Raw genomic sequence first — 22,125 nt, forward strand, 5'->3', positions numbered from 1 at the left:
CCGCGTGAAGTTGACGGGTTGAGCCGTCACGGATGCCCCTGTGAAGCCCTGGCTTCATAGGGGCATTGTCGTGCTGCGGGTCTCCGCGGTTGGATCGCCTGTCTCCTTCGGAGATGGCGCACCGGCCGGACGCAGCCTCCGCTCCAGGAGGTCTGTTCCCATGGGGGCATGGCTCCCTTCTTGCTGAGCCGCGGCCTCATGGAAAAACTCAAAGTGCTGCTGTCGCTGGCCATGCTGTTCGTGCACACGGCATGCATTCAGATCCCCGAGTTCGAGGCCCCTGGACCCGAAGAGCCCCGGCCCTGCGATACGCAGGAGCTTGTCGCCATCCAGTGGGTGTTGCCCGTGGAGGGGGCTCGGATCCGAGGCACGGTCAGGGTTGAGCCGCGACTGACGGGGCCCGTCCCCGATGTCGTGGAATTGCTCGTGGATGGGATCGCGGTCGCCACGCTGACGCACCCTTTCATCCTGGATTGGGAGTCACAGTCTGTTTCGGAGGGCACGCATGAACTCACTGTTCGCGCCCGCCGCTGCGGTCAGGAGTTCTTGAGCTCGCCGCGCCGCCTTGATGTGGACCGAACGAAGCCAAAGCTGATTTCACAAACGCCTTGGAATGGCGCGCAGCGGGTATCGGTGCATCAGGTGATTCAGGCGGAGTTTTCGGAGTCCCTGCTGTCTGACAGCGTGAACCGAGAGACCGTTCGGCTGTTGGCGGGCGGGAGCGAAATCCAGGCCGACGTCACTCTCTCTCAGGATGGAAGGCTCCTGACGCTTCGCCCCCTCGTGCCACCGCCAGTGAATGTCACGATGAGCGTGGTCCTGGATGAGAAGGTTTCGGATGCGGCGGGCAACTCCGTGGCATTCCCTTCAGAGGGCTGGTCCTGGACCGTTCCTGCTTTTCTTCCGGTTGGAGAGGCGCTCACCCAGGAGCCTGAACACCCCAACATCGAGAGCTTCTCTCTGGGCATGGGGGCGGATGCGCAGCCCATCATCGCGTGGACAGAAGGATGGGATGAACCGTTCCAGGTTCACGTCAAGCGCTGGACTGGATCCACATGGGAATACATCGGAGCGCCCCTGTCGCCGAGGACGACAGGAAATGCGCTTGAGTGCGTGCTTCAGGTGGACTCGGCTGGCGTTCCCACCGTCATGTGGCACGAGAAGCCGCAAGACAATGCGCACCAGTGGGAAGCGCGCCGATGGAATGGGCTGGCTTGGGAGGCTTTGGGCCCCCCGCTGACTCCCCATCCAAACTCCCGGGGACTGCGCTGGCAGTTTGCTCAGGGACGCAACTCCCATCCAACCTTTGTCCTTGAAGAGCAGCGCACCGGCACCCACGAACTCCTGGTGCAGCAATGGAATGGGAGTTCCTGGTCCGTCGTAGGGTCCGCCATCAGCTTGCTGAATGGCTCTACCCTCAACTTCCTCCGCATGGAGGTGGATGCCCAGGGTCGTCCCTTGGTGACCTGGGGCGAGATGGAGTCGGGAGGGGCCACGAGCATCACCTCCGCCATGCTCTGGATGGGGACGTGGTGGCAGAACATTGGATCCACGCTGAGCAACGCCCCGTCCGCCCTGGCGTTCGACGCGCAAGGGATTCCCTATGTGGGGGCACTGGAATCCAAGTCCGGGGCTCTCAAATCCCTGGTGAAGACGTGGAGTGGAAGCGCGTGGACCAATCTCGGCGGAGTGTTCGAAGACATCGGCCCCTCCGTGAGCACCCAGGTCACCGCCATGCGCTTCGATGGCTCCGGGCGGCCAATTGTTGCTCTGACCGGGCAAGAGGGGGCGTATCCATCCGTGACCCGGCGAGTTCGCCTCAAGCGCTGGACCGGAGCGCAATGGGAGGCTCTTGGCGAAGCGTTGGTTTCACCTCCGGGCCCGACCACCGGCGGTCCGCCCCAGTTCGGGCTCAGCCAGGACGGTGATGTGTATGTGGCCTGGCTCGAAGATGCAGCCGGCACCTCTCCTGCCGACGCACGACTCCACGTCTACCGCCTCAACCAATAACCCCAGTCCCATCGCCCACCTACACCGTCCTCCAGCGTTCCCATGTTTCACACCGGACACCGGGCTCACCCTCCCGTCCCGTCCAGGGAAATCTTGCGAGAACGGGCGCTTTGCCGGGGACGTGTTTAGATTCGCCCCTCCCCTGCATGCGAGGCCTCTGCTCCATGAAGAACGCGGTCACGACATCCCAGGAGGGCGAGCCGACCGCGAGCGGTGGGGCGGCTCCCACGAACGCCAAGCAGCGCGTCCTCGTCGTGGACGACTTCGACGACGCTCGCGAGATGTACGCGGAGTACCTGGAGTTCTGCGGGTTCGAGGTCGACACCGCCCGCAATGGCCTGGAGGCCGTGGAGAAGGCCCAGGAGGGGGAGCCGGACATCATCCTCATGGACCTCTCCCTGCCCGTCATGGATGGCTGGGAGGCGACGCGGCGCATCAAGCAGGACACCCGCACCCGCGACATCCCCGTGATGGCCCTCACCGGCCACGTGCTCGCCGGCAACGCCGAGCACGCCCTGTCCGTGGGCGCGGACGAGTTCGTCGCCAAGCCCTGCCTGCCCCAGGACCTGGAGAACAAGATCCGCAACATGCTCAAACCCAGCAAGGCGAAGCCCCGCTCCAGTCAGGAGTAACCCCCAGCGCGTTCCCGGGAGTGTCCACGGGTGGACACTCGGGTGGGGCCCTCTGTGCTGGCGCGGCCTCGGGCGTGGCCCCGAGTTGACCCCCGGTCGCGGGATGCGTAGGCAGCCCCGGTGGGCTCCCCCGCATCGTCCCCACCCCCCGACGCGTGGACTCCCCCCGAGGAGTTCGACGAGTACCGCATCGTGCGGCCGCTCGGACGGGGCCGCACGGGCCGGGTGTACCTGGCCCATGACACGCTCCTGGAGCGCCCCGTCGCGGTGAAGTTCATCCCGTCGCTGGGCTCCAACGCGCTGGCGCGCTTCCTGGTGGAGGCCCGCGCCGCCGCCCGCATCCAGCACCCCAACGTCGTCACCCTGTACCGGGTGGGCCAGCTGGAGGATCAGCCGTACCTCATCTCGGAGTTCATCCGGGGCGTCAGCCTGGACCGGGTGGCCCGGCCCGTGCCCTGGGAGCGCGCGCTCGGCATTGGCCGGGACCTGGCGCGGGGCCTGGGCGCCGCCCACCGCCGGGGCGTGCTCCACCGCGACATCAAGCCCGGCAACGCCGTCCTCACCGAGGGCGGCGAGGTGAAGCTGCTCGACTTCGGCCTGGCCAAGCTGCTCGACCGGGCCGAGAGCGGTGAACCCTCCGCCCCGCGCGCGCCCATGCCCCCGCCGGAGCTGCCCGCGGACTGGGACCCGGAATCCAGCCCCGCCTTTGGCGCCCGCTCCCTGGACGGCGTCTTCCTGCCATCCCTGCCCAGGGGCGCGCTGGTGGGCACGCCCTATTACATGTCCCCGGAGGCCTGGGCCGGCGAGGAGCTCACCGCGCGCAGCGACGTGTACTCGCTGGGCGTCGTGCTCTATGAGCTGTGCGCGGGCCGGGGCCCCTTCCGCGACGTGCCCTGGCGCGAGCTGCCGGAGGCTGTCCGCACCCGCGACGTCCGGCCCCTCCTGGCTGTGGCCCCGTCGGTGGATCCCGCCTTCGCCGCCGCCATCGACAAGTGCCTCCTCCGCGACCCGGCCCAGCGGCACGCGTCCGCCGCGCAGCTGCTCGACGCGCTGGAGGCCCTGACGCGCGAGGAGCCGTCCGCAGCCGTTCCAGAAGGCAACCCCTACCGCGGCCTCCAGGCCTTCGAGGCCGAGCACCGGGCCCTCTTCTTCGGCCGCCGACGCGAGCAGCGCGCCGTGCTGGAGCGGCTCAAGGCGGAGGCCTTCCTGTTGATGACCGGCGACTCCGGCGTCGGCAAGTCGTCCCTGTGCCTCGCGGGCATCCTCCCCGCCGTGAGCGACGGGGCTCTGGAGGATGGTCGGCGCTGGCGCACCGCGCGGCTCGTGCCCGGACGCAGGCCCGTGTCCGCGCTCGCGGTGGCGCTCGCACCCGTGCTGGAGGTGGACGAGGAGCCGCTCGCGGAGACGCTGCGCCAGGACCCCACGTCGCTCGGCCGCAGGCTTCGCGCGAAGCTGGGCGCCCAGGGTGGACTGCTCCTCTACATGGACCAGCTGGAGGAGCTGGTGACGCTGTCCCCGCCGGAGGAGGCCGCGCTCGCGGGCACCGCGCTGGGGTCGCTCACGGAGGCGGCCGGAGGGCTGCGGCTGCTCGCCACCGGGCGCAGCGACTTCCTCACCCGCCTCACCGCCGTGCCCGGCCTGGGACCGGAGGTGCCCCACGCGCTGTACCTCCTGCGCGCCCTCACGCCGGAGGAGACGCGCGAGGCCATCGTGGGCCCGGCTCGCGTCAAGGGCGTGTGCTTCGAATCCGAGGCCGTGGTGGACGCGCTCGTCGCCTCCACGGCGGCCTCCGACGGGGGCCTGCCGCTGCTCCAGTTCGCGCTGGCGGAGCTGTGGGACGCGCGCGACGAGGCCCGAGGGGTGATGACCCAGGCGGCGCTGGACTCGCTGGGCGGCGTGTCCGGGGCGCTCGCGCGGCATGCCGACGCCGCGGTGGCCCGCCTGCTGCCCGACCAGCGCTCGGCGGCGCGCGGGGTGATGCTGCGACTGGTGACGGCCGACGGCACCCGCGCGCGCAAGACGGACCGGGAGCTGGTGGGCGACGACCCCCGCTACCGCGCCGCGCTGGAGGCCCTGGTGCGCGCGCGCCTGCTCGTCGCGCGCGAAGGGGAGGGCGGCACCGCGTATGAGCTGGCCCATGAGGCGCTGCTCACCGGGTGGGCCACGCTGGCCCGCTGGCTGGTGGAGGCGGGCGAGCGCCGCGAGGTGCAGGCCCGGCTGGAGGCCGCCGCGGCGCAGTGGGAGCGGCTGGGCCATGCGCGCGAATCGCTCTGGGGCCCGCGTCAGCTGGCGGAGACCGCGGTGCTGGAGCCGTCCGAGCTCACCCAGCGCGAACAGTCCTTCCTGAACACCTCGCGCCGCACCGGCGTGCGCAGCCAGCGCATGAAGGTGGGGCTGGCGCTGGGCTTCCTCGTGTCGCTGGGCCTGGTGTACGTGGGCCTCCAATGGCGTGAGCGCCACATCCTGGATGCGCGCGTGCGGGGAGACCTGCGCGCGGCCCACGCGGACCTGGAGGCCGTGCGCCGCGAACGCGACGGGCTCCAGGCGGAGCGCGCCGAGGCCTTCCAGCTCTACGACACCGGGCACAAGGCGGACGGCGACCGCGGCTGGGCGAAGACGGCCGGGCACGCCTCCCAGCTCTCCCACCACTTCGACGCCGTGGCGGACCGGCTGGAGCGCGCCCTGGCCCTGGCGCCCGCCCGCGACGACGTGCGCGACGCGCTGGCGGACTTCCTCTACGAGCGCGCCTTGTGGGCTGAAAACGAGCGCGAAGCCGCGCTGCCCGCGCTGCTCCAGCGCCTGCGGCTCTACGACACCGACGGCGTTCGCTGGCGGCGCTGGAACACGCCCGCGCACCTGTCCCTCCAGGTGGACGCGCCCGGCGCCTCCGCGGAGCTGCGGCCCCTGACGCGCGAGCCCGGCGGCCCGGAGCTCGCGGGCGAACCCCTGCCCTCCGTCGACGCGCTGCTCGGCTCCGGTGTCGCCCTGCCCCCCGGGGCCTACCAGCTCACCGTGCGCGCGCCAGGACACGAGGAGGCAGTGCAGCCGCTGCTGCTCCAGCGAGGGGAGGCGCGTCGCGTCGCCGTGCCGCTGCCCCGCGCGGGCACGCTCCCGGAGGGCTTCGTCTATGTGCCCCCGGGAGAGGTGCGCTTCGGCAGCGCCGCCGAGTCCAGCGTGCGCGACTTCTTCAACGCCAGCCCGCTGCACGCCGTGCCCGTGCCGGGCTTCCTCGTCGCCCGTCATGAGACGACCTACGCGGACTGGCTCCAGTACCTGGAGGCCCTGCCCCCCGCGGAGCGCGCCCCGCGCCAGCCCCACGTGGGCACGGGCGGCTATGCCGGAGGTCTGTCCCTGGAGCCGGAGGGCAACGGCTGGCGGCTGCGCTTCCAGCCCGGCGGCGTGCGCTACACGGCGAGGACGGGCGAGTTCCTGAAGTACGCCCGGCGCACCCAGCGCACGGAGCAGGACTGGCGGCTGTTCCCGGTGAGCGGCATCTCCTTCGCCGACGCGGAGGCCTACGTAGGCTGGCTGTCCGTGTCCGGGCGCGTGCCGGGGGCGCGGCTGTGCTCCGAGCTGGAGTGGGAGCGGGCCGCGCGCGGGGTGGACGGCCGCGAGTACCCCCACGGTGGCCGCCTGGGCCCGGACGAGGCCAACGTGGACATCACCTACGGCAAGGACCCGGGCGGCTTCGGCCCGGACGCCGTGGGCAGCCACCCCGCGTCCCGCAGCCCCTTCGGCGCGGACGACATGGCGGGCAACGTGTGGGAGTGGACCCGCTCGTGGCTGGAGCCGGGCCGCCCGGTGGCTCGGGGCGGCAGCTACTCCTTCAACGTGACGACCGCGCGCTCCTCCAACCGCGAGCTGCCAGAGAGTTCGCTGCGCGACGTGACCGTGGGCCTGCGCGTCTGCGCGGACGTCCCCGTGTCCGAGCGCTGAGCACCACCGGACACTCGAACCCCTGGGAACCGCTGGCCTTGCCCCGCGGTCGCGCCCAAGTGGGAGCCACCGGACGCTGCAAGTGCCCGGTGTGACTCGCCGCGGTTGCCGCGCTCTGACTCCAGACAGACCTTGTGTCGTGGAAGACGGTTCGGGTCGGGGTCGGGGCAGGGAAGGGGCATCCAGATGAGGACGTTGCAGCGGCTGTTCGCGGCGAGTGTCGCCGCCATGGCGGTGGGATGTGGCGTGGAGTCGACGGGGCTCGAGGCGCCGGCCCTGCGCACGCGGATGGCGGAGGTCGTGTCGCCGAACGGGCGCAACCTCAATGGACGGAACCTCAACGGGCGCAACCTCAACAACTCCGAGCTGGGCGGCATGCTGGTGTCCGTGGCGTACGCCGGAGTCCACGCCGCCACCGGCAAGCCGCTGACCGGCGTGCGGCTGGAGGGCTCCGCCTTCGTCGGCCTGGAGGGCGCCAACCCTGTCGTGGGCAACGGCTTCGCTGGCGCGCGCTTCGTCGGCACGCGGGGCGACGGCGCCTCCGTCGACCTGCGCGTGGACAGCATCACCCAGGGCAGCGGCGCCGACAGCGACCTGTGGTCCTACCGCGTCTCCTACCAGGACGAAGCCGGCGGCTGGCGCCCGGTGTGTCAGGACGCCAGCGGCGCGGCGGCCTCCGCCATCGCCGTGGCGGGCCGCTGGAACTACCTCCAGGGCGTGCGGGGCGGCGGTGAGAAGGTCGACGATGCCAGCGCCTTCACCTTCGCCTGCGAGGGCGCCGCCATCGCGAAGTGCATGCACTTTGGCTACAAGCCCTGGGCCACCGACGCCAGCGGCCAGAGCCTCGCGGGCCACCACCAGGCCTGCACCCGCATGGTGCGCGCGGACTTCTGCGGCGACGGCGAGTCCCACACCTCCGACGGCCAGTGGGTCAATCTCTACGACGGCGCGGGCATCCAGGCCGACTCCGAGTCCTGGGGCCTGGAGGCCGAGTGGAACGAGGCGGGCGCGCGCTGCTTCACCTCCGAGACCCGCGCCCATGTGCCCGTGACCTGCTCGGGCTTCACCGCCATCCCCGACTGCGGGGACACCGCCCACTTCCAGTCCGGCACCCGGCTCATCAGCGAGTCGCCGTACGGGGCCAGCGGCTTGTAGCCTGACAGGCTACGGCAAACCCAGACTTGTAGCGGATTACGTTACAAAATCTGCAAGTCGATAAATGTCAGTGATTCATGGTATGAGAAACGCCTGATTCGCCTCCGTGTCGCAAGGACCGGAGGGGGGTGGGGCGTTTTTCCGCATTCACGGAGGGGGGACGGGACCGGTGTGTCCGGAGCCCGGCGAACGGTGAGGGGGGAGGGGTGCCCCATCGATGCCTGTCGTCGCGGTATCCCCGTCGTGAGTGGAGCACCCCATGAAGCCTGAGCTGTCGTTGTGGTGGAAGTCTTCCTGGAGCGTGCGGCTGCGTCTGCCGTTCGCGCTCCTGGCCTCGTCGTTGGCGGTGGGCTGTGGTCAGCCCGCCCCCGAGTCCTCCGAACCCCCCGCGCCTTCCGCGCCCGTGGCGAATTCCTCCGCCATGGCCACGGTCCCATCCGGCAACCAGGAGGTGGCGCTGGCGGACTCGGAGGAGGAGGCGCCCGCGCGCCCCGTGGTGGAGTCGCTCTTCGCCATCCCGAAGGACGTGACCAGCAAGACCACGGCCACGGTGTTCGAGCTGAAGCTGGAAGAGAAGCGCGAGCAGAACGAGCAGTTCCGGGGGAAGACCCTGACGATGCTGGACGGCACCCAGCAGCTGCTCTTCCGCGACGACGGCGAGGGTGGCGACGCGGTGGCGGGGGACCTGCTGTTCACCGCGAGCGGCACCTTCGACTTCGTGGCGCTCCAGGCGGAGCAGGACCGCATCACCAAGGTGCAAGCCCAGTCGCAGGCGCAGCTGACGACCGATGTGTTCGAGGGCCGCGAGCTGGTGCGCACCGTCCCGGTGGTGGCGCTGTCCAAGCAGTTCCCGACGGGCCAGCGCGTGCCCATCCGTCCCATCGGGCTGGCGACGCTGGTGGACCCCGCGCGCTCGCTCATCATCCGGGCGCCCTCCGTGGTGAAGGACCCGACGCGCACGTGGGACCCGTGCACCAACACGGGCAACCCGAACGGGAAGTGGACGTTCAACTACCTGATGACGGAGATGGCCAACCAGCCGTTCACCGGCGTGGCCCCGTCCACCTTCGTGCGCGAGTGGCTGCGGCAGTGGGAGACCGCGAAGACGGTCAACTCCTTCACCACGCCGCCGCGCACGTCCATCGTGACCAAGCTCATCAACCCCTGGCCGAAGGTGGCCGGCGAGCTGGACCTGACGAAGTCGCCGTTCACGCTGGTGGCCGTGGTCAACCGGCTGGACCTGGCGGGCAACAACCCCGCGTACGGCTCCGGGCGCGCGGGCGAGGGGCGCTTCATCTTCGCCGCCACCGAGGGCACGGGCACCTCCTGCCACACGGTGCCCTTCCTGGTCATCCTGGAGTACGGGGTGGACAAGAACGACTGCGTGTCCATCAAGACCTATGCGCAGCAGTGGCAGGCCCTGTCGTCGATGACGCTGGGCAGCGCGTCGTACAACGCGGCGCTGGAGGCCCTCACGGAGCAGTTCGCCAGGCGCGACCTGTCGCCGCGCAAGCCCAACCGCAGCTCCATCAACCAGGTGCGCACCAACGAGAACTGGCTGCAGACGTCGCCCTGGGAGCTGAGGGAGTCCCGCCTGTGGAACGCGTCGGTGAGCCCGGCGTCGTTCGCCGCGCCCGGACCGGTGCTGGGCCTGCTCAACAGCCACACCGTGGCCCAGACGCCGGACCGCGCCACGAAGGCCTCCCTGTTCCCGGCGTATGTGAACGCCAACGTGCCGCCCATCATCGCCGTGCCGCCCACGTACACCGTGCCGCTCGCGTGGGGCAGCGGGGCGTTCCGCGGGGGACGCGCCATCGTGACGTCCACGTCCGCCAGCCCTCCGTTCTGGAGCCAGCCCCCGGCGACCATCCCCAACCGTCAGGCCCGCCATGTGTTCTCGCTCAACACCTGCGACGGCTGCCACGGCGATGAGCTTGGAACGCCCTTCACCCACGTGAACCAGACGGGAGCGCTGTCGCCCTTCCTGAGCGGCGCGCTCGTCGTGCCGGACCGGGCGGACGGCGCGCCCACGCGCACCTTCAACGAGGTGCTCGCGCGCCAGACGTTCCTGGACCAGGTGGCGAACCAGAGCTGCCTGACGCTGCCGTTCCTCAGCACCAGCGCGGCGGTCCACTAGTCCTCCCGGGACGTGCCCCGCTGGAGGCGGGCCCGCGGCCTCCGTCCCCACGTCCGGGGGCGGAGGCCGTCGTCGTCCAGGGCCCCGTGCGCATGGCTCCCCGCCTGCCGTGAGGACGAGCCCGGGGTGTTCTCCATCCTTTCGGGTGGGCGCGGCGCGACTTCCCCGGGCGGGGGGGCGGCACCACGTTTACCCGGCCCCGGGGATGCCCCCGGGTGGGACCCTGGAGTGGCAGTGGGGGCCGGGGGAGGCACGCCGTGGGACGAGCCGAAACGACAACGGGACGCCGGGCCTCGCGCACGGGCCCGCGACTGGGGGGGCTGCTGGCCATCGCCTGGCTGGCCGGTGCCTGTGGGCAGCGCTCCGAGCAGGCGGTCGCCTCCACCGCGCCCGTGGTGGTGTCGCTGGGGCCGGAGAACGTGGTGCGCGTGGAGCCCCAGCGGCTGGAGACCGGTCCCGTCATCTCCGGGTCGCTCCAGGCGCGGCGGCTGGCCAGCGTCCGCGCGGAGGTGGGGGGCAGCATCGTGGAGGTGAAGGCGGACCAGGGGCAGGCGGTGAAGGAGGGGGACCTCCTGGCTCGCGTGGAGGAGGGCACGCTGCGCGAGCAGGTGCTGGCGGCCAGCTCCACCGTGCGCGTGGCGCGCAATGCCTTGCAGGTGGCGAAGGAGGATGAGCAGCGCAACCAGCTGTTGGTCAAGCAGGGCGTCATCACCCGCCGCGACTTCGACCGCATGCAGCTGGCGCGGACGCAGGCGGAGGGTCAGCTGGCGGACGCGCAGGCGCGGCTGAAGCTGGCGCAGGACCAGCTGGGCCGCACGAAGGTGGCCGCGCCCTTCGCGGGCGTGGTGAGCGAGCGGCAGGTGCACACGGGCGACATCGTCCAGCCGGGCGCGCCGCTCTTCACGGTGGTGGACCCCGGCACGCTGTGGCTGGAGGCCTCCGTGCCCGCGGCGCAGCTGGCCCAGGTGAAGGTGGGCACGTCGGTGGACTTCCGCGTCAACGGCTACGCGGACCGCGCCTTCCGGGGCCAGGTGGAGCGCATCAACCCGGCGGTGGATCCCGCCACGGGCCAGGTGCGCATCTACGTGAACATCCCCAACAGCGAGCAGGTGCTCCTGTCCGGCCTGTTCGCCCAGGGGCGCGTGGCGTCGCAGTCGAAGGAGGCGCTGGCCGTCCCCCTGGACGCGCTGGACACGCGCCAGGAGCCGCCCACCGTGCAGCGCATCGCCGATGGCAAGGTGGAGGAGGTGGCGGTGACGCTGGGCCTGCGAGACGACGTGGCGCAGACCGTGGAGGTGCGCTCGGGGTTGAAGGCCGGGGACGTGGTGTTGCTCGGCTCCGCGCGCGACCTGACGAGCGGCACGCCGGTGAAGCTCACCGCGGCGCCTGGAGCCCAGCGCAAGCCCGCGGCCCCGCGGGAGGGGCAGGGCGTGGGGGGCGCTGGCGGCGCGTCCGGCGCGCCCGTGCAGGCCCCGGATGCGGGCACGGCCGCGACACCCGCCCAGGCCCCGGCGAAGTGACAGCGGGCGCGGCCGCGCGCCCCCACCCTTGCATCAGCGCAGGAGTCGTCCGTGTTCATCTCCGACTTCGCCATCAAGCGTCCCATCATCACCATCACGGCGATGGTGGCGCTCGTCGTGTTCGGCATCGTCGCGCTCTTCAACCTGGAGACGGACGAGTTCCCGGACATCCAGCAGCCGGTCATCAACGTCACCATCGCCTACCCGGGCGCGGCACCCGACACGGTGGAGCGCGAAATCGTCGAGCCCATCGAGGACGCCATCTTCGCCATCTCCGGCGTGGACGGGAAGAAGACGACCTCCAGCTCCACGGACAGCCTGGCGAACTTCACGGTCTTCTTCGACTTCGAGAAGGACATCCAGGAGGCGTCGCAGGACATCCGGGACGCCATCTCCAGCAAGCGCGCGGACCTGCCGCAGGAGATGGAGGAGCCCATCCTCACGCGCTTCGACCCCGCGGACCAACCCATCGTGTCGCTGGTGCTCACGTCGGACTCGCTGGACGTGCCCGCGCTGTCGCTCATCGCGGACCCGCTGGTCGTGGGGGACCTGCGCTCGGTGCCCGGCGTGGCGCAGGCCACGGTGGTGGGCGGCGTGAAGCGGGAGATGACGGTGCAGGTGCGGCCCGCGGCGCTCCAGGCGGCGGGCCTCTCCGTGGCCCAGGTGGTGGCCGCGCTCCAGGCGCAGAACCTGGCGGCACCGGTGGGCCGGCTCAACACCGAACTTCAGGAGCGCACCATCCGGCTCAAGGGCCGGCTGGAGACCCCCGTGGACTTCGCGCAGGTGCCCATCGCGGAGCGCAACGGGCGCATGCTGCGGCTGGGGGAGGTGGCGGACGTGTTCGCGGGCACGGAGGAGCCGCGCACGCTGTCGCTCTACAACGGCGCGCAGGCCGTGGGCATCGAGGTCATCAAGGCCAAGGGCCACAGCACCACCGAGGTCGCGGACGGCGTGCGCGAGCGCGTGAAGCTGCTCCAGCAGCGGCTGCCCGCCAACGCGAAGCTGGAGATCGTCCGCGACGCGGGCACCCGCGTGGAGAACTCCGTCGTCAACGTGCAGCAGGCGCTGATTGAAGGCGCGCTCCTCACGGTGCTGGTGGTGTTCCTGTTCCTCAACTCGTGGCGCTCGACGGTCATCACCGGCCTGGCGCTGCCCGTGAGCGTGCTGGCGTCCTTCGTGAGCGTGTGGGCGTTTGGCTTCACGCTCAACACGATGTCGCTGCTGGGGCTGACGCTGGCCATCGGCATCCTCATCGACGACGCCATCGTGGTGCGTGAGAACATCGTGCGGCACGTGGAGATGGGGAAGGACCACTACACGGCGTCGCGCGAGGGCACGAACGAGATTGGCCTCGCGGTGGCGGCGACGACGTTCTCCATCGTGGCGGTGTTCGTCCCGGTGGCGTTCATGTACGGCGTCGCGGGACAGTGGTTCAAGCCGTTCGCGCTCACCATCGCGTGCTCGGTGCTGGTGTCGCTGTTCGTCAGCTTCTCGTTGGACCCGATGCTCAGCGCCTACTGGCCCGACCCGCAGGTGGAGAAGGGCGAGCGGCGCAACTTCCTCTCGCGAGGGCTGGCGCGCTTCAATCACTGGTTCGACCGTCAGGCGGACCGCTACAAGCGTTTGATCGCGTGGGCGCTGGACCACCGGCTGGCCATGGTGCTGCTGGCGGTGGGGTCGCTGGTGGGCGCGGTGGCGCTGCAGGGCGTCCTCGGTGGCGCGGGCTTCGTGCCGGTGAGCGACCGCTCCGAGATCGAGATGCTGGTGGAGACGCCCGCGGGCTCCAGCCTGGACTACACGCGGCGCAAGGTGGAGGAGGTGTCCCGCATCACGCGCGCGCACCCGGAGGTCGCGTACACGTACACGACCATCGGCGTGCCGCTGCCGCTGCGCTCGCCGGGCGTGGACCAGGCGCTGGTGTACGTGCGGCTCAATCCGAAGACGGAGCGCAAGGCGAGCCAGGAGACCCTGGGCAAGACGCTGCGCCAGGAGCTGCTCGCGGTGGGCGGCGCGTCGGTGTCGGTGTTCACCAGCGGCTTCGGCGGGGCCATCAAGTCCATCCAGCTGGAGCTGCGCGGGCCGGACGCCAAGGGGCTCAACCAACTGGCGCAGCAGGTGATGAAGGCGGTGAAGCAGGTGCCGGGCGCGGTGGACGTGGGCCTGTCCACCCGCGGAGAGAAGCCGGAGCTGGAGGTGGAGCTGAACCGGGGCGTCGCGGGGCAGCTCAACGTGACGGTGGGGCAGGTGGCGCAGTCGCTGCGGCCGGCCTTCGCGGGCCTGGACTCCGGCGACTGGGTGGACCCCATTGGCGAGACGCGCAAGGTGATGGTGCGCCTGGCGCCGCAGTTCCGGGAGAACCCGGCCGACCTGGCGCGGCTTCCGCTGGTGGTGGGCACCGGGCCCACGGGCGTGCCGGTGGTGGTGCCGCTGGGGCAGGTGGTGACGGTGAAGCAGACCGTGGGTCCGGCGCAGATCGACCACCTGAACCGCGAGAAGGTCATCAACGTCCAGGCGAACGTGGCGGGGCGGTCGCTGTCGGAGGTGATGCGCGACGTGCAGGCGCGGCTGAAGGCCGTGAAGGTGCCGGCGGGCTACGAGGTGTCCACGGGCGGCGAGTCCGCGGACCAGCAGGAGGTGTTCAGCCGGGTGTTCCTGGCGCTGGGCGTGGCGGTGATGCTGATGTACCTCATCCTCGTCATCCAGTTCGGCTCGTTCCTGGATCCGCTGGCCATCCTGGTGTCGCTGCCCCTGTCACTCATCGGCGTGGTGCTGGCGCTGGTGCTGACGGGGGACACGCTGAACATCATGAGCCTCATCGGCGTCATCCTGCTGATGGGCATCGTGGCGAAGAACGCCATCCTGCTCATCGACTTCGCCAAGTGGCAGCACGAGAAGGGCATGCCGTTGCGCGAAGCGCTCATCGAGGCGGGGCGCATCCGCTTGCGGCCCATCATCATGACGACCCTCGCGCTCATCGCCGGCATGGTCCCGGTGGCGCTGGGGCATGGCGAGGGGGGCGACTTCCGCGCGCCGCTGGGACGCGCGGTGATTGGCGGCGTCATCACGTCCACGCTGCTCACGCTGCTGGTGATTCCGACAGTGTATGAAATCCTGGCGGATGGCCGCACGTGGATGACCGGCAGGCTGCGCAGGACGTTCAAGGAGAAGGGCGGCGCGCACGAGCCGGTGCACGGGGGCGGTGAGGCGCGTCCCCAGCCGCAGGCCCGGCAGGACTGACGCCAGGAGGAAGCTCGCGTCATCCCAAAGGAACGGTTGGCGCATCGGGTCCGGAGCCATAGGGTCCGGAGTGTGGAGTCCCTGTTCCCCTGGCCTGATTCGCAGCGCTCGCTCATCGCCGAGGCCCTGGAGGCGCTGGGCGTCACCCGCTGGGTCCTGAGCATCCATGACCCCAGCTTCCCCGGCCTGCCTGGCGAGGACACGGGCCGGGGCTCGCCGTACTCCGAGGGCGCCGCCCGTTTCCTCGACTTCGCCCGGGCGCTGGGCTTCACCGGCATCCAGCTGGGGCCGCAGGGGCAGACCACCGCGCACAACCCGTCGCCGTATGACGGCACGCTGTTCTCCCGCAACACGCTCAACGTGGCGCTCGCGCCGCTCACGGAGCCGGACGGCCCCTGGGGGCGGCTGCTGTCCTCCGAGACGCTGGCCCGGCTCGTCGCGGAGGCCCCCGAGGGTGCGGGGCCCGCGGAGCGCTACCAGTATGCGAGCCGGTCCCAGGCGCTGGCGCTCCAGGAGGCGTGGGACACCTTCCGTCGCGAACGCGACCGCGCGGAGGCTCCCGCGTCCATCCTCGCGCTCGTCCGGCGCTTCGCCGACTTCCGCCTGGAGCACCGCGAGTGGTTGGAGCCGGACGCGCTCTTCGACGTGCTCGGCGCCCAGAAGCACACGCCGGATGACTGGCGCGGGTGGGCGGATTCGTTGGAGGGGCGCCTCTTCGCTCCGCGTCCAGGGGAAGAGGCCGCGGCGGAGGCCCGCATCCGCGAGCTGCTCGCGAGCGAAGCCGACGCGGTGGAGGCGTACGCCTTCCGCCAGTTCCTCGTGCATGAGCAGCATGGGTTGCTCCGGGAGCGCGCGGCGGCGTGGGGCCTCAAGCTGTACGGCGACCTGCAGATTGGCTTCTCGCCTCGGGACACCTGGGCGCGGCAGGGGCTGTTCCTCCGCGACTACCTCATGGGGGCACCGCCCAGCCGCACCAACCCGGAGGGCCAGCCGTGGAACTACCCCGTGCTCGACCCGGAGCGGTTCATCGCTCCGGATGGCAGCGGGCCCGGGCCGGTGCTCAGCTACATGGACGCGCGGCTGGGCAAGATGCTCTCCGAGTACGACGGGCTGCGCATCGACCACCCGCATGGGCTCGTGTGTCCGTGGGTGTACCGCGCGGGTACGTTGGATCCGCTGCGCGCCGTGCAGGGGGGCGCGCGCCTCTTCTCCTCACCGGACCTGCCGGACCACCCGGAGCTGGCCCGCTACGCCATCGTGGCTCCGGAGCAGCTGGACCGCACGGTGCCGCGCTACGCGGATGGCTGGGTGAAGTCGCTCACGCCCGAACAGGTGCGGCGGTACGCGCTCCTCTTCGACTCCGTGGTGCGCATGGCCCGCGAGCACGGCCGGGCCCGGGAGGACGTGCTGTGCGAGGTGCTGAGCACGCTTCCCCATGAGCTGTCGCGGGTGATGGCCCGCGATGGCCTGGGCCGCTTCCGCGTCACGCAGAAGGCGGACCTGAACAACCCCGCGGACGTGTACCGCAGCGAGAACGTGGCCCCCGAGGACTGGGTGATGGTGGGCAACCACGACACGAAGTCACTCTGGCGGCTGGTCGCGGAGTGGCAGTGGAGGCACGCCCTGCGCGCCCAGGCGGATTACCTCGCGGAGCGGCTGCATCCCGAAGGGGAAGGACGGGAGGCCTTCGCGCGACAGCTCGCGGAGGACCCGGGGCTGCTCGCGCAGGCGAAGTTCGCGGACCTGTTCGCCAGCCGCGCGCGCAGCGTGATGGTGTTCTTCGCGGACCTGCTGGGCATGCCCGACACGTACAACACCCCGGGCTCCGTGGACGCGCGCAACTGGTCGCTGCGCATTCCCCAGGACTGGGCCGAGCAGTACCAGCAGCGCCTGCGCGCGGGGGCCGCCCTCAACCTGCCGCAGGTGCTCGCGCTGGCCCTGCGCGCGGGGGGCGCCGAAGCCCGGACCCGTCACGCGCAGCTGCTGGAGCGGCTGGACCGTGCGGCGTCGCGGCTTCGTCATGGCGCCTAGCGCGCCATGCCACGACCGCGTCACGGCTCCCCGGGCTTCGCCGTCCACTTCGAGCCCGGAGCCCTCCGTCCGGCGTGACGCGGACGGACTTCCTCGCGCAGCGGTGGTCGTCGCTCCCGCGCCTCGCCCGCGTACCGCACCCGGTCACGACCCGGGTCCGCTGTGACAGACGTCGCGCTCGACCCGAGATGACGCGCTCGCTGTCACCCAGAGCAGGTCCCTTTTCACGGTGAGAGGAATCAGCCCAGGAACCTTTTTGAAATACGCGTTCTGAATGCTATCCGGCCTAAGCACTTCTTGATCTGGATGAGGAAGGGACCGCGTGGCGAATCTTCGTGAGTGGGAATTCGGGACGCATCGCGCGTACTTCGAAGCGCCGGACCTGTTGGTGATGAAGTTCAACGGGCCCTCGAAGCTGGAGGACTCGAAGAAGGTGTTGGAGATCTGCAAGGAGGTGTCGGCGGACGGGCCGGTGTACCTCATCTCCGACGTGTCGAACTCCAACATCGAGAAGGACTCGCGCGAGCTGCTGGTGTCACAGGCGAAGGCGGAGTGGTTCCGGGGCCACGTCTACCTGGGCACGGGGCCGCTCCAGCGCGCGGGCGCCAAGGCGCTGATGCTGGCGCTGTACTTCACCGGGAAGTGGACGGTGGACGTGGACTTCGCGGACTCGGAGCGCGACGCGCGCGAGCTCATCGCGAAGAAGCGCGCGCAGCCGCCGAAGAAGTAGCCGCTCGTCGCGCCTCAGTGCCGCACGTCCAGCACGAGGCGCATGGGGTCCTTCAGCTCCAGCACGCGGAAGGGGGCCCGGCGCGCGGTGCCCAGCACCCACGTCACCTCGCCCTCGAAGTCGCACAGGCGCTCCAGCGCCAGCACGGACGGCAGCACGGGCTTGAGCGTGCGCTGCGCCACCGTGGCCTGCCCCTGGTCGTCGTGCGCCCGGGCCGGAGTGAAGCGCACCTCCAGCGCGGCCTCCCCCGGGGGCGTCACGTCGTCTCCGGAGCCGCACTGCTGCACCGGGGTCTTCACGTACGCCAGGTGGTAGCCCGGCAGGCGGGGGCCGTCGAACTCGAACACGGTGCGGTCGTAGCCCTCGTGGGTGCCGGTGCGCACCGCGCGCAGCGTGACGGAGGGCGGCTCGCCGCGTGGCGTCTCCACCGGCTCCGTGGTCCACGTGGAGTCCGTCGCGCCGGCCGCGTTCGCTGGAGCCGCCACCGCGTCCAGCACCCGGTGCACCGGCGGCGCCGCGGCGGCCGGGCCCTCCCGGGGCACGGTGTTGGCGGGCGGGGGCACCACCGGGACGTCCATGGGCACGGTCGGCGGCTCCTGTTTCTGGCAGCCCGTGCCCAGCAGTCCGCAAGCCAGCCCCAGCGCGTACAGCCCATGTCGCAGGCGCATCCCGTTCCTCCGGTCTTCCACCTCGGCCACGTCCCCCCAGGGACTTCCCGCTTCCTCGCACACCGGGCCCGCTGGGAACATGGAAGATGCGCCGGCTTCGTCCGGTTGCGTATAGGGTCCGCCGGGCCCCGACCCCCGTGGGCCCCCCCTCTCGCGCACTGGAGACCTCCGCCCCATGGCCCTCGACCTGACCTCCCTCCCGCGTCCCTCCCGCGACGACACCACCGTGGGCACCATGGTGCGCGGACTCGTGGGCAGCGAAATCCTCCGCATCGCCGCGGAGATCCGCGAGCTCGTGGCGAAGGGCAACAAGGTCTGCAACCTGACAGTGGGCGACTTCAGCCCGCGCGAGTTCCCCGTCCCGGACGGCCTGCGCGACCAGATTGGCACCGCGCTCCAGGCCGGTGAGACGAACTACCCGCCGTCCGACGGCGTGCTGGAGCTGCGCCAGGCCGTGCAGCGCTTCTACGAGCGCTCGCTGGGCCTGAAGTACCCGCTGGAGGGCATCGTCATCGCGGGCGGCGCGCGGCCCATCATCTACGCCACGTACCGCGCGGTGCTCGACCCGGGCGACGTCGTCGTCTACCCGGTGCCGTCGTGGAACAACAACCACTACGCGCACATGCTGGGCGCGAAGAGCGTGGTGGTGACCACGGACGCGGACGCGGGCTTCATGCCCACGCTGGCGCAGCTGGAGCCGCACCTGTCCACCGCGCGCCTGCTCTGCCTGTGCAGCCCGCTCAACCCCACCGGCACCATGGTGGATCCGGCCGCGCTGCGCGCCATCTGCGAGCGCATCGTGGCGGAGAACCGCGCGCGCGAAGGCCGGGGCCAGAAGCCCCTCATCCTGATGTACGACCACATCTACTGGGTGCTCAGCTTCGGGGGCACGAAGCACGTGACGCCCGTGGAGCTGGTGCCGGAGATGGCGCCCTACACCGTGTTCGTGGACGGCATCAGCAAGGCCTTCGCCGCCACCGGCGTGCGCGTGGGCTGGGGCGTGGGCGCGCCCACCCTCATCGCCCGCATGCGCGACGTGCTGGGCCACGTGGGCGCCTGGGCCCCCAAGGCCGAACAGGTCGCCACCGCGCGGTATCTGGACGACACACAGGCCACCGAGTCCTTCCTCGACACCATGCGCCAGCGCGTGGATGCGCGCCTGGAGGCCCTCTACAAGGGCTTCCAGCGCATGAAGGACGCCGGCTTGCCGGTGCGCGCCATCGCGCCGCAGGGCGCCATCTACCTCTCCGTCCAGTTCGACCTGGTGGGCCGGGATGGTCTCGCGACCAATGACGCCATCCGCAAGCGCCTCCTGGAGAAGGCCCGCTTCGCGGTGGTGCCCTTCCAGGCGTTCGGTCTGGCGGAGGAGTCCGGCTGGTTCCGCCTCTCCGTGGGCGCCACCTCCGTCGCCGAAATCGAGGAGGCCCTGCCCCGCGTGGAGGCCGCCGTGCGCGAAATCCTCGCCGCGAAGTAGCGCCCCCTCCCCAGCCGGGGGGACAGGGAATAGCCTGCCCACGCGGGCGTTGAGGGCGCCGCCATCATGCTCAAGCGCTTCGTGGACGTCCGTGACGAGGAGGTGGGGGCGGTCCTCGGGGCGTTCCTCTACTTCTTCACGCTGATGTGCGGCTACGCCATCCTGCGGCCCATCCGAAACGAGATGGGCACCGCGGGGGACGTGAAGCACCTGCCCTGGCTCTTCACGGTCACCTTCGTCGTGATGCTGCTGGCGGTGCCGGCCTTCTCCGCGTTGGTGGCGCGCTATCCCCGGCGGGTGGTGGTGCCGCGCGTCTACCGCTTCTTCCTCTTCAACCTGCTGGCGTTCTTCGCGCTGCTCAAGTGGGGCGTGGCGCGCGAGGGCGTGGCGCGGGCCTTCTACGTCTGGCTGAGCGTCTACAACCTGTTCGTCGTCTCCATCTTCTGGAGCTTCATGGCGGACGTGTTCGCCAGCGACCAGGGCAAGCGGCTCTTCGGCTTCATCGCGGCGGGCGGCACGACGGGGATGATTGTCGGGCCGTTCCTGGTGGGGCGGCTGGCGGAGGGCGTGGGGCCGGTGAACCTCATCCTCCTGTCCGCGGTGATGCTGGAGGTGAGCGCGCAGTGCGTGCGCCGCCTGGGCCACTGGGCGCGGGACGTCCAGCACCAGCCCGCCACGCGCGAGGGCCCGGTGGGCGGCGGGATGCTGGCGGGCCTGAAGCTGCTGGTGCGCTCGCCGTTCCTGCTCGCGCTGGGACTCCAGGTGTTGCTGTACGCGGCCACCTCCACGTTCCTGTACTACCAGGAGGTGCAGCTGGTGGCGTCGATGGCGAAGGACGCGGCGGCGCGCACGGCGGCCTTCGCGGACATCGACTTCTGGGTGCAGGTGCTGACCCTGGGGCTCCAGACGCTGGTCACCGGGCGGGTCATCTCCCGGCTGGGGCTGGGCGTGGCGATGGCGGTGGCGCCGGTGCTCACGCTGGTGGGCTTTGGCGTGCTGGCGTTCGCGCCGGTGCTCGCGGTGCTCATCGGCGTGAAGTCGCTGCGGGGCGCGAGCCACTACGCGCTGGAGCGCCCGTCGCGAGAGATCCTCTTCACCACCGTGGACCGCGAGGCCCGCTACAAGTCCAAGAGCTTCATCGACACGGTCGTGTACCGCGGCAGCGACACGGTGAGCGCGTGGCTGCAGGGCGGCCTCACCGCGCTGGGCCTGGGCATGACGGGCCTGTCCCTGGCGGCGCTGCCGGTGGCCGCGCTGTGGCTGGCGGTGGCCTTCTACCTGTCGCGCCAGCAGCGCGCGCGCGTCCCGGAAGCAGTGCAACAGCAGGCGACCCTCCCTGGAGGAACCACGGCATGAAGCTGTCCCGAAGAAGCGTGATGCAAGCGGCGGCCGCGTTGGGCGCGGTCCAGGCATTGGGCTGTGCGTCGTCCTCGAAGGCGGGCCTCGCGCCCAGCCCCGACAAGGAGGCGGACAGCGCTCCGGGCAAGCCCCTGCGCATCCTCATCCTGGGAGGCACGCGGTTCCTGGGGCCCGCGCTGGTGCAGGTGGCGCAGGCCCGAGGCCACACGCTCACGCTCTTCAACCGCGGCAAATCCAACCCGGGCCTCTTCCCGGACGTGGAGAAGTTGCAGGGCGACCGCGACCCCAACAAGGGCGAGGGCCTGAAGGCATTGGAGGGCCGCGAGTGGGACGCCGTCATCGACACGTCCGGCTATGTGCCGCGCATCGTGAAGGCCTCCGCGGAGCTGCTCGCCCCGCGCGTGGGGCAGTACGTCTTCATCTCCAGCGTGTCCGTCTACAAGGAGATGACGAAGAAGGACCTCAACGAGTCGGACGCCGTCGCCACCATCCCGGATGAGACCACCGAGGTGGTGAATGACGAGAGCTACGGCGCGCTCAAGGCGCTGTGCGAGAAGGCCGCCGAGGCCGCGCTGCCCGGCCGCGCCCTCAACATCCGCCCCGGCCTCATCGTGGGGCCGGACGACGGCTCCGACCGCTTCACCTATTGGCCGCTGCGGGTGGCCAAGGGCGGCGAGGTGCTGGCCCCCGGCGACGGAGAGGATCCGGTGCAGGTCATCGACGCGCGCGACCTGGCGGCCTTCATCATCCGGAACGTGGAGCGCCGCTCCATGGGCATCTTCAACGTCACCGGTCCCCTGAGGACCCTGAAGATGCGCGGCATGTTGGAGGACATCCGCGCGGCCACCGGGAGCGACGCGCGCTTCACCTGGGTGGACGCGGCCTTCCTGGAGCAGCAGAAGGTGACGGCCTTCGGAGACATGCCCGCGTGGGTGCCGCGCACGGGGCCGGAGAGCGGCATCGGCTGCGCGAGCATCGCCCGCGCCACCCAGGCGGGCCTGACCGTCCGCCCGCTCGCGGACACGGTGCGCGACACGCTGACCTGGTTCCATGCGCTGCCCGCGGACCGGCAGCAGCAGCTGCGCTCGGGCCTCTCCGCCGAGCGCGAGCGCGAGGTGCTGGCTGCCTGGCATCAGGCGAAGGGCACCGCTCGGGCGGGCTGAGGTCCCTGGGGGACGCCTGTCCGTGGGGTGGGCAGGCGTCCGGTCGTGGGCCGTGGGGCAGGCGGGGCGAGGG

The 22,125-nt window shown here is 71.0% G+C and carries 13 protein-coding genes; 12 read left to right on the forward strand and 1 reads right to left on the reverse strand.

Annotated elements, in window-relative coordinates; translation table 11 throughout:
* The first annotated feature begins 168 nt into the window (after positions 1-168).
* The 9 genes from FOF48_RS19525 (at position 169) to FOF48_RS19565 (ending at position 17,388) form a co-directional block, all read left to right on the forward strand.
* Positions 169-2,010, forward strand: a complete 1,842-nt coding sequence (locus FOF48_RS19525; RefSeq protein ID WP_143903843.1) for an Ig-like domain-containing protein — start codon at positions 169-171, stop codon at positions 2,008-2,010.
* Positions 2,011-2,174: 164 nt separating this feature from the next.
* Complete coding sequence (locus tag FOF48_RS19530) at positions 2,175-2,642, forward strand: response regulator (protein WP_143903845.1); 468 nt, start codon at positions 2,175-2,177, stop codon at positions 2,640-2,642.
* Positions 2,643-2,762: 120 nt separating this feature from the next.
* Positions 2,763-6,578: an SUMF1/EgtB/PvdO family nonheme iron enzyme gene (locus tag FOF48_RS19535; RefSeq protein WP_143903847.1), complete on the forward strand. Its 3,816-nt coding sequence runs from the start codon at positions 2,763-2,765 to the stop codon at positions 6,576-6,578.
* A gap of 186 nt (positions 6,579-6,764) precedes the next feature.
* Positions 6,765-7,733, forward strand: a complete 969-nt coding sequence (locus FOF48_RS19540) for an ADYC domain-containing protein (RefSeq protein WP_143903849.1) — start codon at positions 6,765-6,767, stop codon at positions 7,731-7,733.
* 259 nt (positions 7,734-7,992) lie between these two features.
* Complete coding sequence (locus FOF48_RS19545; protein ID WP_143903851.1) at positions 7,993-9,870, forward strand: hypothetical protein; 1,878 nt, start codon at positions 7,993-7,995, stop codon at positions 9,868-9,870.
* A 257-nt stretch (positions 9,871-10,127) separates the two neighbouring features.
* On the forward strand, positions 10,128-11,390 hold the full coding sequence (locus FOF48_RS19550) for an efflux RND transporter periplasmic adaptor subunit (RefSeq protein ID WP_143903853.1): 1,263 nt from the start codon (positions 10,128-10,130) through the stop codon (positions 11,388-11,390).
* 51 nt (positions 11,391-11,441) lie between these two features.
* Positions 11,442-14,627: an efflux RND transporter permease subunit gene (locus FOF48_RS19555; RefSeq protein ID WP_143903855.1), complete on the forward strand. Its 3,186-nt coding sequence runs from the start codon at positions 11,442-11,444 to the stop codon at positions 14,625-14,627.
* A gap of 72 nt (positions 14,628-14,699) precedes the next feature.
* Entirely contained in the window at positions 14,700-16,658 is a 1,959-nt protein-coding gene (locus tag FOF48_RS19560; RefSeq protein ID WP_143903857.1) for a 4-alpha-glucanotransferase, read from the forward strand.
* A gap of 322 nt (positions 16,659-16,980) precedes the next feature.
* A complete protein-coding gene (locus FOF48_RS19565; RefSeq protein ID WP_143903859.1) occupies positions 16,981-17,388 on the forward strand; it encodes a hypothetical protein in 408 nt (135 codons plus the stop codon).
* A 14-nt stretch (positions 17,389-17,402) separates the two neighbouring features.
* Here FOF48_RS19565 and FOF48_RS19570 read toward each other — a convergent pair whose 3' ends face one another.
* On the reverse strand, positions 17,403-18,056 hold the full coding sequence (locus tag FOF48_RS19570) for a hypothetical protein (RefSeq protein ID WP_143903861.1): 654 nt from the start codon (positions 18,054-18,056) through the stop codon (positions 17,403-17,405).
* Positions 18,057-18,231: 175 nt separating this feature from the next.
* Here FOF48_RS19570 and FOF48_RS19575 point away from each other — a divergent pair, with 175 nt between their 5' ends.
* The 3 genes from FOF48_RS19575 to FOF48_RS19585 all read left to right on the forward strand — a co-directional run bounded on the left by FOF48_RS19575 (position 18,232) and on the right by FOF48_RS19585 (position 22,052).
* Positions 18,232-19,530 carry a pyridoxal phosphate-dependent aminotransferase gene (locus FOF48_RS19575; RefSeq protein WP_143903863.1) on the forward strand — a complete coding sequence of 433 codons (1,299 nt, stop codon included), beginning with the start codon at positions 18,232-18,234 and terminating at the stop codon, positions 19,528-19,530.
* Between the two features lie 66 nt (positions 19,531-19,596).
* Complete coding sequence (locus FOF48_RS19580; RefSeq protein ID WP_143903865.1) at positions 19,597-20,886, forward strand: NTP/NDP exchange transporter; 1,290 nt, start codon at positions 19,597-19,599, stop codon at positions 20,884-20,886.
* On the forward strand, positions 20,883-22,052 hold the full coding sequence (locus FOF48_RS19585; RefSeq protein WP_143903867.1) for an NAD-dependent epimerase/dehydratase family protein: 1,170 nt from the start codon (positions 20,883-20,885) through the stop codon (positions 22,050-22,052). The genes FOF48_RS19580 and FOF48_RS19585 overlap by 4 nt, the downstream gene beginning before the upstream one ends.
* Positions 22,053-22,125 lie beyond the last annotated feature (73 nt).

This window comes from Corallococcus sp. Z5C101001, from assembly GCF_007352635.1.
Taxonomy (GTDB): domain Bacteria; phylum Myxococcota; class Myxococcia; order Myxococcales; family Myxococcaceae; genus Corallococcus; species Corallococcus silvisoli.